The organism is Amycolatopsis palatopharyngis, from assembly GCF_003385185.1.
Lineage (GTDB): Bacteria > Actinomycetota > Actinomycetes > Mycobacteriales > Pseudonocardiaceae > Amycolatopsis > Amycolatopsis palatopharyngis.
Genome location: NZ_PQHZ01000096.1, coordinates 1 through 9,104, shown reverse-complemented (window position 1 = coordinate 9,104; position 9,104 = coordinate 1). Strand labels below are relative to the sequence as shown.

General features: G+C 63.7%; 11 protein-coding genes. 8 read left to right on the top strand and 3 right to left on the bottom strand.

All coding sequences use genetic code 11. The features are described from left to right. The first annotated feature begins 115 nt into the window (after positions 1-115). Complete coding sequence (locus tag D0C15_RS33270) at positions 116-715, top strand: hypothetical protein (protein WP_162830384.1); 600 nt, start codon at positions 116-118, stop codon at positions 713-715. Positions 716-1,866: 1,151 nt separating this feature from the next. Next, positions 1,867-2,292 (top strand): hypothetical protein, encoded by a 426-nt coding sequence (locus D0C15_RS33265; RefSeq protein ID WP_162830383.1) that lies wholly within the window; start codon positions 1,867-1,869, stop codon positions 2,290-2,292. Between the two features lie 326 nt (positions 2,293-2,618). Here D0C15_RS33265 and D0C15_RS33260 read toward each other — a convergent pair whose 3' ends face one another. Further along, positions 2,619-3,938, bottom strand: a complete 1,320-nt coding sequence (locus D0C15_RS33260; protein ID WP_162830382.1) for a vWA domain-containing protein — start codon at positions 3,936-3,938, stop codon at positions 2,619-2,621. 410 nt (positions 3,939-4,348) lie between these two features. Between D0C15_RS33260 and D0C15_RS33255 the strand changes: the two genes are divergently transcribed. The 4 genes from D0C15_RS33255 to D0C15_RS33240 all read left to right on the top strand — a co-directional run bounded on the left by D0C15_RS33255 (position 4,349) and on the right by D0C15_RS33240 (position 6,716). Next, positions 4,349-4,831 carry a GNAT family N-acetyltransferase gene (locus D0C15_RS33255; protein WP_116052014.1) on the top strand — a complete coding sequence of 161 codons (483 nt, stop codon included), beginning with the start codon at positions 4,349-4,351 and terminating at the stop codon, positions 4,829-4,831. Positions 4,832-4,862: 31 nt separating this feature from the next. Further along, positions 4,863-5,252: a hypothetical protein gene (locus D0C15_RS33250; RefSeq protein WP_245976514.1), complete on the top strand. Its 390-nt coding sequence runs from the start codon at positions 4,863-4,865 to the stop codon at positions 5,250-5,252. 70 nt (positions 5,253-5,322) lie between these two features. Then, entirely contained in the window at positions 5,323-5,814 is a 492-nt protein-coding gene (locus D0C15_RS33245; RefSeq protein ID WP_162830381.1) for a hemerythrin domain-containing protein, read from the top strand. A gap of 98 nt (positions 5,815-5,912) precedes the next feature. After that, positions 5,913-6,716, top strand: a complete 804-nt coding sequence (locus tag D0C15_RS33240) for a hypothetical protein (RefSeq protein ID WP_116052011.1) — start codon at positions 5,913-5,915, stop codon at positions 6,714-6,716. Here the strand turns inward: D0C15_RS33240 and D0C15_RS33235 are convergent. Both D0C15_RS33235 and D0C15_RS33230 read right to left on the bottom strand, forming a co-directional pair. Continuing rightward, positions 6,697-7,443: a class I SAM-dependent methyltransferase gene (locus D0C15_RS33235; RefSeq protein WP_116052018.1), complete on the bottom strand. Its 747-nt coding sequence runs from the start codon at positions 7,441-7,443 to the stop codon at positions 6,697-6,699. The two genes, D0C15_RS33240 and D0C15_RS33235, sit on opposite strands and share 20 nt — an antisense overlap. Positions 7,444-7,493: 50 nt before the next feature. Then, positions 7,494-7,937, bottom strand: a complete 444-nt coding sequence (locus tag D0C15_RS33230; protein ID WP_116052010.1) for a GNAT family N-acetyltransferase — start codon at positions 7,935-7,937, stop codon at positions 7,494-7,496. Between the two features lie 74 nt (positions 7,938-8,011). Between D0C15_RS33230 and D0C15_RS33225 the strand changes: the two genes are divergently transcribed. Both D0C15_RS33225 and D0C15_RS33220 read left to right on the top strand, forming a co-directional pair. Next, positions 8,012-8,590 carry a GNAT family N-acetyltransferase gene (locus tag D0C15_RS33225; protein ID WP_116052009.1) on the top strand — a complete coding sequence of 193 codons (579 nt, stop codon included), beginning with the start codon at positions 8,012-8,014 and terminating at the stop codon, positions 8,588-8,590. Beyond that, on the top strand, positions 8,587-8,952 hold the full coding sequence (locus tag D0C15_RS33220; protein ID WP_116052008.1) for a hypothetical protein: 366 nt from the start codon (positions 8,587-8,589) through the stop codon (positions 8,950-8,952). The genes D0C15_RS33225 and D0C15_RS33220 overlap by 4 nt, the downstream gene beginning before the upstream one ends. Positions 8,953-9,104: the final 152 nt, after the last annotated feature.

Here is a 9,104-nt window from a genome sequence, read left to right as displayed (position 1 = left end):
TCAGAGTGCCGCCCCACGCCCGACGACGGCAGGTGGGGCCACATCAAGATGCCGACCGATCCCGCAACCCAGCCGCCGGGGCCAGTTCAGAATGCCGAACCGGGGCCAATTCGGCTTGCCGAAATCAGGAGCCATCTACAACACAGCCCGGCAGCTCAACCTCACCCCAGGCCAGTCCCCATCCAGCACGGTCACGATCGCCCGCGAACTCGACGGTCACCTGGACCTACTCGTCCTCGGCGACAACCTCGTTGTCCTGCCCGACGAGACCATCACCGACGAACGCATGGACCAACTCGACCTGGCCCCACGCCGCAAGTACCAAGAACGCCTCGCGGCCGGAGCAGGCTACGACGACGAACACCGCGCGATCCTGCGCGAACTCCAGACCCAGCAAGCCGAACGCCGCAACCGCCAAGGCGGCTACTGGATCGCCGAAGCCGACCCCGACGCAGCCAGCCACGCCATCACCACACGTCGTCCGATCAACGAAACCCCGTGGGCAGTACTATCAACCGACGGTGCGTACAACACGATGCAGCACCTCGGACTGAACGACTGGCCCTCACTCGTCAACGCCAGCGCCGAGCAACTCGACGCCGAGCTTGCGCGATGCCAGGACTGGGAAGCCACTGGCGACCCCGACGCATCGGAGCTACCCCGCGCGAAGCGACACGATGACAAGAGTCTTGCGGCCATCACGTTCACGATCTAGCGGACCCGAACATTGTCGGATCAGCGCTGGTCGGCTTCCAGCGCGTCCGCTACGTCTTGCACGGATGTTCTTAGCGCTCCCACTAGCCGCAAACAGCTCGTGTTTCGCAACGCCTCACTAAGGTCATAATCCCCTGCCCGTTCGATCACTGCCTTACCGTGCTCGTATTGTTCTTCGGGTGACAGGTCATTCCATCTCGTCGCCCGTGAAACCGGGTTTGGCGGTGAACTAGCGGTACTCGTCACAGGTGCCGGTGCCCGTCCCTCGCACCTGCTCGTGAACTCAGCACGATTATCTTTGACCGTCTCGATCTGATCCAGGGTTCGCGGGAACCCGGTTAGATCGTAAGCCTCCACTTGCCGTCCCAGGGAGGTTAGCTCAGTCTCGACCACTGCATAGGCCTCGACACAGCCGGTAGCTGACCAATGTGCGCAACCGTAAGAACTCCGGTCACGGCCGTACGTTGAAGCAAGGTTATTCAGCCGCTGGTGCCACTCCTTCGGACCGGACACCGTTCGACTCGCACCGTCGCCGTCGTCGTTACCCAACGAGGGCACGGGCAACGCCCATACAGCGACACCTGCCATCAGACCAACACACGCAGTTCCTACTGCCAGCCAACGTCTAACTATGGTCCGAGTGAGTTGCCCTTGCACTCTCACGTGTACAGCCCTCCTCGAACCGGTTGGCAGGCATCCAACGTTCTGTAACTCGACTGTGGACGCCCCCGTGTTACCGAACCACGCGGAAGTTTCCCGAAGAAGATCACGCGGTGTTGCCGAATTGCCCTCTAACAGGTCAAGGGCGGCGCAAGCGCGCCGCCGCCGGGCCGCCAGCCTCCTGCTGACGCCCGGCTGGACGGCCCGGCCTCACGCTGCGACACGCACGTTTCCTGCCGAGAGACTTGGCACCAGCGCCTCACCTCGAAGTCCCCTTCTTGCCGTGATCGTCTAACCCCGAGCCGCCCGCATCAAGGGCGCCTAGGGCGTCGCTATGCGATGGGCAAGCCCACCCTTGACCCGACCGACACGGGGCTACGGGATGGCAAGGGCGAAGGGGACGGGGGAAGTGCAAGCCAACTGAGCTAAACGGGTGGCCAACGTAGCGGATTGAGACAACTTCGCGATACCGCAGGTATGACAGTTGCCTCTTTGATCATCTCCATTTTCGCGGCACTTTTCGCAGGTGGAGCCGTCGTTTACTCCCGTGGGCAGAAGCTCGCAACCGAACGCGCCGCGAAAGCAGCTGAGGAAGCCGTCCAGATTCAACGAGCAAGCGAACAAAGAGCTGCTGACGAGGTGGCCCGGAAGAGGATCATGTGGAGACTCGACCCGAGCCAGGGAGACTCGTACCTCCTGCGCAACGAGGGAACACACGCCGCTTTCGACGTCTCCGTTGACCGTGGTGACCTCGCTGTGGAGGACGGCGCCCCTGTTCACTTCGAGGAGTTCGACGCCGACCACGCAGAGCGGTATCTCCTCGTGAGCACGCTGGCGTCACGCACAAGCGCCGTGACCGTCTCGTGGCGCGAGGCACGTGACGGCGAGCGAAAGTCGCAGAAACTGCAACTAGACTAACCGCCCACTCAACCCTCTTCCCAAGGGCCAAGCATGCAGCAACATGCCAACCACATGCCCCGGTCAAGCACGGTCAACAGGGGCATGCACGGCACATGCCCGGCCACAGGTCAGAGGCACTTTCCAGGCTCGTCACCCCTGGTTCCCAAGCTGAATACGCGGGTTCGATTCCCGTCATCCGCTCCAAGGCATGTTCTAGCAGGTCAGAAGGGGTGCTTCCCGATCTCGGGAAGCACCCCTTCTGCCATTTCACTTGGGGCTGTCGATCACCGGAATGCGATATCCGGTGACCGGCTCAGCCGTGATCAGACCAGGTGCTCAGGACTTCACTGTGGCTTCGGCGGAACCAAGCAGGTGGCCGGATCGGACACGTTGCCAGCACTGTCGGTCGCCGTGACGACCGCGTCGCCCTTGATCTTGATCATATGGTCGACCCCGCCGTTCATGTCGCGGATGCTCGGCTCCCCATCGGGATCCTGCACCAGCTTGATCTTGGTGCCCGGGTCGAACGGGCCGAACACGGCGCTGCTGCCGTTGTCGGCGAGCCAGATTTCGACAGCGTCGCCCGTCTGTGGGTCGCTACCGCCGAGAACGTAGAAGCCATCCTGGTTCGTGTTGTTCGCCGCCGGCACGTTCTTTCCGGACGGGTTCACCGTCGGCTCGCAAGACACGACCGGCGCGCAGCCACTGACGTCGACCACTGGGTTGGGGAAGTCGACGGTGTTGCCCTCGGTGTCGGTGTAGGTCACCGTCGGATTCACCTCCAGCGTGCCGCCCAAGCCGTTGGGGTCATGCACCGCGTCGAAGTTCAGCGTCACGGTCTCGGTTACCAACTCGCCGATCGTCCAGGTGATCTGATTACCGGACACCGATGCGGTGCCCTTGGAGGCGCTGACGTTGGCGATCGAGAAGTTGCTGTCGACGGTGTCGACGAGTTCGACATCGGTCGCCGCTGGGACGACGATGTCCGCGCCGATGCCCTCGAAGATGCCTTCGAGTTCGCTCTCGCTCGGCGTGATGAAGGCGTGTGCGCTATCCGGATCGCTGGCGATGTCGTTGATCTGCGCAGCGTTCACGCTGCCGAGACCGATCGCCCAGATTTCCGTACCCGCTGCCTTCGCATTCGCCGCTGCCGTGCTCGGGTTAGCTCCCGTGTTGTTCTGGCCGTCGGTGAACACGACCATCTTGTTGTCGCCGCCGCTGTACTGCGACTGCGCGAGGTTGATGCCGTCCCCGATCGCGGTGGCACCATTGGCGACCAATGAATTGATCGCGGCCTTGACCGCATTGGCATCACTGGTCAGTGCCTGGTCCGGCGTGGCTCCGCTGGCGAAGCTGACCATGCCGATCCGGCTGCCGTCGATGACCCCATCGAGCGTGCCATCACTGCCCTCATCGATGATGTCGACGAACTTGTTCGCGCCATTCTTCATCGCGGATAACGGCGACCCGCCCATACTGCCTGAACGGTCGAGCACCAACATGACGTCGACCGGGTTTTCGATGATCTCGGCCTGAGCGTCGAGCGTGACCGTGACCGGCACCGTCCCGCCGCAGCTGATGGAATCGGTGCCCAGTGTTTTGTCGCCCGTCACCGTTCCTGCCGCCGATGCCGAACCAGCAGCCAGCGCGAGCGAGGCGACCACGGCACCACCGACGACACACATACGCCTGAATTGGTGGGTAACTTTCCGAATGTTCACAACGAACGTCTCCTTTTAGTAATGGGATCCGCATGAACACATGATCGAAACGGTGCCCACGCGAGGCGTCATGCCGAGGATGCAAAGTATGCTTCGGATCTATTGCCGAATTAGTTACACCGAGAAGCAAGTTATTTGTTCACGAAGTGCCGTAGCACCACAGTGGACAATGGCGATCTTCGGCAAGCTCAGCGCGACGTAGCTATTTAGCCGGTTCGATCCTTGCTGGTGGGGCAGGTGCGGCAGGTGGGACAAAAGGGTGCATCAAGTTTCAGAGATAGCTACCTGTCAACAACTTCACACTTCCTTACAAAGAAGAACCAGGGGCCCACTGTTTAGGCAACAATTGGCCTATGGACCGTCTCACCGTTCGCCCTCCCGTGGATGAGGAACTTCGTACGCTCGCCGAGCTTCGCTGGGATTGGATCCGAGAAAAGGGGGAGAGGCCAACGATCAGCCGTGGCGAGTTCATCGCGAGCTTCACCCGTTGGGCATGCCAGAACTCGTCGTCACACCGGCCGATGATCATGCTTCGTGGGCGGGAGATCATCGGTATGGCGTGGTTGGCACTCCTGCCGCGAGTGCCGACGCCACATGCGGTCGAACGCTCCTGTGGTGACGTGCAGTGCGTGTATGTCGTACCGGGGGAACGAGGTCAAAGCCATGGAGGGCGGCTCATTTCAGCCATCATGCGGCTCGCAAGGGAGCTTGGTCTGGAACGAGTGACCGTGCACTCCAGCGACAGAGCAGTTCCCGCATACAAGCGCCACGGATTCAGCAGTTCGCCCCGCCTGCTCCAAGCCGGCATGACCACGCCCGGCTTCCGCAGTCTGTGACGATGTGGACATGACTACCGTGGCACGGCTGGTGACCTTCGTCGATATAGACGAGGACGCCGCGAGCAGAACTCAGATGGGTGTCTCCGCGCGCCTCGAAGCCGAACTCAGCGACGGTGGCCGCATCGTCCTTCTCGACGACCGCGGATGGGCTTCATCTATCAGCCACACCTCGGAGGCCATGCCCGACGTCTGGACCCACACCTCCCTCGAGGAGATCCGCGAGACCGCACGCACAGTGGTCGGCCCAGACGAACCGTTTGGCGATCAGTCGCAGGAGGACATGGCCACCGACCACTGGGCCTCGCTGCAGAAAGTTCTTGAGCGACACCGCATCACCGTTGACGTCGTCGAGTTGCGGCACCTGCCGCACGACGTTGAGCCCAGCGCGCGGCTGCTCGCCCGGATCGGTCACAGCTGACTGAGCGGGGTGTCGAATGCCGCACGGCCAGGCTTGCCTCAAGCAAGACGGAGTGGTCGAATCACCGGTGATGACGCAGACACGGGGGGCGGCAGACCGCCTGCGACGGCTGGGGGACGAGCTCGTGGCCGTCCACAACCGGCTGCGCGAAGATCTGCGGCAGATAAGGCAACAGGCCGAGGAGGGAACCGCGCCAGCGGCTTCAGCCTCCCTTGCGACGCACTGTCTGGCGTTCTGCTCGGCACTGACGAAACACCACACGGGCGAGGACACCGGCGCGTTCCCCCAGCTGGCCGGCCAGTTCCCTGAGCTGGCGCCGATCATCGTCAAGCTCGAACAGGACCACGCGATGATGTCCGGGCTGGTGGCCGAGCTGGAGCGAGTGGTGTCCGCACTCGCCGACGAACCATCACCCCAGGAGCGGTCCCGGCTACTCAGTCACCTCGACGGGCTCACCGCCATCTGTGACTCGCATTTCGCCTTCGAGGAGCGCTCAATCCGTGAAGCGCTCAACGAACTGCTCGGCGAGCACCGGCCCGAAGACCTCTTCGGCCGGCTCTGACGCTTCCTTCAGCGGTCGCTGTCACCTGATCGGGGCGGATAGGCGCTCCTGGCCCGGGTACTCGCTGATCAACTTGGTACCGGCGTTCGGGGGAAACCATGCAAGTCGTCAGCGCTCAACTTCCGCCGATCCAGCACAGCGATGACAAGATCTTCACCACCGGCAACGCCGTGATCCTGCTCGACGGTGCGTCCGCGTTCGTACCGGTTCCGGTACCTGCGAGCACCTACGCTGACCAGCTGGGAAGGGCTCTGCAGTACAGCCTCGCCGCCTATCCTGACGCCGATCTGCGGGCCGCCCTCGCCGCAGCGATCCAATCCACTGCCCTCGAACTCGGACTGCAACCCGTCGAGTCGCCGTCCAGCACGATCACGATCCTCCGCGAACTCGGTGATCATCTGGACCTGCTGGTCCTCGGCGACAACCTGGTCATGCTGCCCGACGAGACCATCACCGACGATCGCGTCGACCGCCTCGAACTCCCGCCGCGGCGCAAGTACCGCGAACGCCTCGCCGCGGGGGCGGGCTTTGACGAGGAGCATCGCGCCATCCTCCGCGAACTGCAGACTCAGCAGGCCCAGCGCCGTAACCGCGTCGGCGGCTACTGGACTGCTGAAACGGATCCTGCCGCGGCTTGGCAAGCCATCACCAGACGGCGCCGGGTCAGCAGGACTCCATGGGCGATCCTGGCCAGCGACGGTGCCTACAACACCATGCAGTACCTCGGCATCACCGACTGGTCCACACTCGCCGCGGCTGACACCGAGGAACTCGATACGACGCTGATGCGCTGTCAGTGCTGGGAAACGGCGAACGACCCCGCCGGAGCCGCGCTGCCCCGCGCGAAGTGCCACGACGACAAGAGCCTCGCGGTCGTCACTTTCACCGGCGACCCGCGATGAAGATCAGTTCCGGGCTGCCCGCCGCAACTGGTTGCCTGTCCCAGCCGCCGAAGAGCTGCTCCACGGAGAATCCGGTCTCCGCGAGCCCACGGGTCAACTGCTCCCGTGTACGGAACCGGAGTTCGCCCGTGGAGATCAGCTCCTCGCCGGTCGATTCCACCAGATAGTGGGTCTCGAACCGCTCCAGGTCGCCGAGCACGTCGGTTACCCGATGCCATACCTGGACCTGGCCGAGCCCCGGACTGGCAATGCGTCGGCGTTCTCCCTGCGACGTTCCCGACACGGTCCATCCTGCGGCGTCAGGATTGCGGGTCTCGAACGCGATACGACCGCCGGGACGCAACGCTCGATGGGCTGCGCGAAGGCAGCGATCCCAGTCCGCGTCATCGGCGATCACCTGAGCCACATGTCCGTTCATGACAACCAGATCCGCCTGTTCCGCACCGAGCAGGCTCGCGTCTCCCTCGATCCACCGCACCGAGTCCCCACCAGTTCGATTGCGTGCATAGCCGATCATCGCGGGTGAGGGATCGACGCCGATGACGGCGTGCCCGCGTTCGGCCAGGTCGCAGGCCAGCAGCCCGGTGCCGCACCCGATGTCCACGACCGAAGAGGCGGACAACTCCGCGGCGAGTTCCAGATAGAAATCGGTGTCGCGCCGATGCGTGCACAACGCGTCGTACAGCGCGACGAGACGGGGATCGGCGTACTCACTGAAGACGGCCACGACCACGCACGCTACGTCGCCGACGCTCCCGCGTCGCGCGATTTCGCCGGCTAGCGCAGGTACCGCCGCCAGCCCTGGGCGATCGGTTGGAACCCACACGCCGAGTAGAAGGCGTTGACCTCGGGATCGCCGAGGTCGGACAGTAGATGCACCTTGTAGCACCCTGCCTCATGCGCGAGTTCGACAGCGCGCCGCAGCACGGCTCGGCCGACCCCGCACCGTTGGTGTTCGGCGGCGACCACGACGTTCTCCACCAGCATGATCGGCTGCGCTTCCCGAGTCAGATAGGGCAGAATCACGCAGTCCGCGGTGCCGGCGAGCTCCGATCCCGTGTCCGCGACGAGAACCGTCCGGCCCTGCTGTGCAGCGATGAGCTGCCAGGTCTGCCGCGCCTGCTCCGCATCCAGAGGCGTGTCGTCCGGGTGCATCTCGGCGTACAGAGCGAGCAGGCCTGGCAGGTCCTGCTCGTCGGCCGGTCGAATCGTCAGCGGCATGAACCAAGACTACGAAGACCGGGCACGGAGAAAAACTCGGCGACGCCGGACCCTTCCGCTGCTACGTTCGCGGAATGCTGCGGCCCGAGTACCCGCTCGAGACGGCTCGTCTCAACCTTCGCCCCTTCACTCCCGACGACGTCGTCGCCACCCACGCCATCCACTCCCGTCCCGATGTCGTGCGTTACCTGTACTGGGACGTCCGGTCCGAGGACGAAGTCCGCGAGATGGTTGAGCGGCGGATGAACAACGTGCGCATCGAGAAGGAGAACGACTCCCTCGTCCTCGCTGTGGAGCGAAGGGACACCGGCGAACTCATCGGTGACGTCGTCCTGCATTGGAACAACGAAGCCCACCAACAGGGCGAGGTCGGCTACGTGTTCCATCCAGGCCATCATGGCCAGGGTTTCGCCCGCGAAGCGTCAGCGGAAATGCTGCGACTGGGATTCGAGGAGCTGAAGCTGCACCGGATCATCGCGCGGTGCGACGCACGGAACTCGGCATCCGCGGCACTGATGAAACGCCTTGGCATGCGTCACGAAGCGACGTTCGTGGAGAACGAGTTCGTCAAGGGCGAATGGTGCGACGAGGCGGTCTACGCGGTTCTGCGTAGCGAGTGGGTCGCCCTTGAACTCGGCCGGGACCAGTCGTGAGGCGATACTCGCGACGCACGTACCTGGAGATCGGCGCAGCGCTGGCCGTTGTTGTCGCGCTCGGGATCTGGTGGGCCTTCACCCGGCACACGGCGACGCCGCGAATCATCGAAGGCTGGGCGATGCCGCACAGCAACGGCACCGCGATCTCGCTTCACGACTCTCCGGGCGCCCCGGGCGAGGGTTATGTGATCGCCGGTGCCTTCTGGTCGGGTACGGACAACTCATGGCGCCACGGTGACACACCTACATGCGTCGGGACTGACACGACTTCGATGACGCGCGTAGAGATCGGCGTCATCGATGTCGATGGCCAGCACATGTCCTATGCCAAGGTCGTCTGGTTGCGCTGCCTCGAGTAGTGCGCACCTGTACCTGTGGGCTGTCGCGGGGGTGCCAAGGCGCGGCGATGGCCGCCGGAACTGCCAACTCGACCACCGGATGTGCAAAGTCAGGCACCGAAACTGCAAAGTCGGGCGCTGGAACTGCAAAGTCAGGTTGGGCGGGGTGGGAG

Bases quoted from the DNA above. Each gene is read 5' to 3' on its own strand.
- D0C15_RS33255 (WP_116052014.1), top strand. From the start codon at position 4,349: ATGGACCGTCTCACCGTTCGCCCTCCCGTGGATGAGGAACTTCGTACG.
- D0C15_RS33225 (WP_116052009.1), top strand. From the start codon at position 8,012: ATGCTGCGGCCCGAGTACCCGCTCGAGACGGCTCGTCTCAACCTTCGC.
- D0C15_RS33245 (WP_162830381.1), top strand. From the start codon at position 5,323: ATGACGCAGACACGGGGGGCGGCAGACCGCCTGCGACGGCTGGGGGAC.
- D0C15_RS33230 (WP_116052010.1), bottom strand. From the start codon at position 7,937: ATGCCGCTGACGATTCGACCGGCCGACGAGCAGGACCTGCCAGGCCTG.
- D0C15_RS33240 (WP_116052011.1), top strand. From the start codon at position 5,913: ATGCAAGTCGTCAGCGCTCAACTTCCGCCGATCCAGCACAGCGATGAC.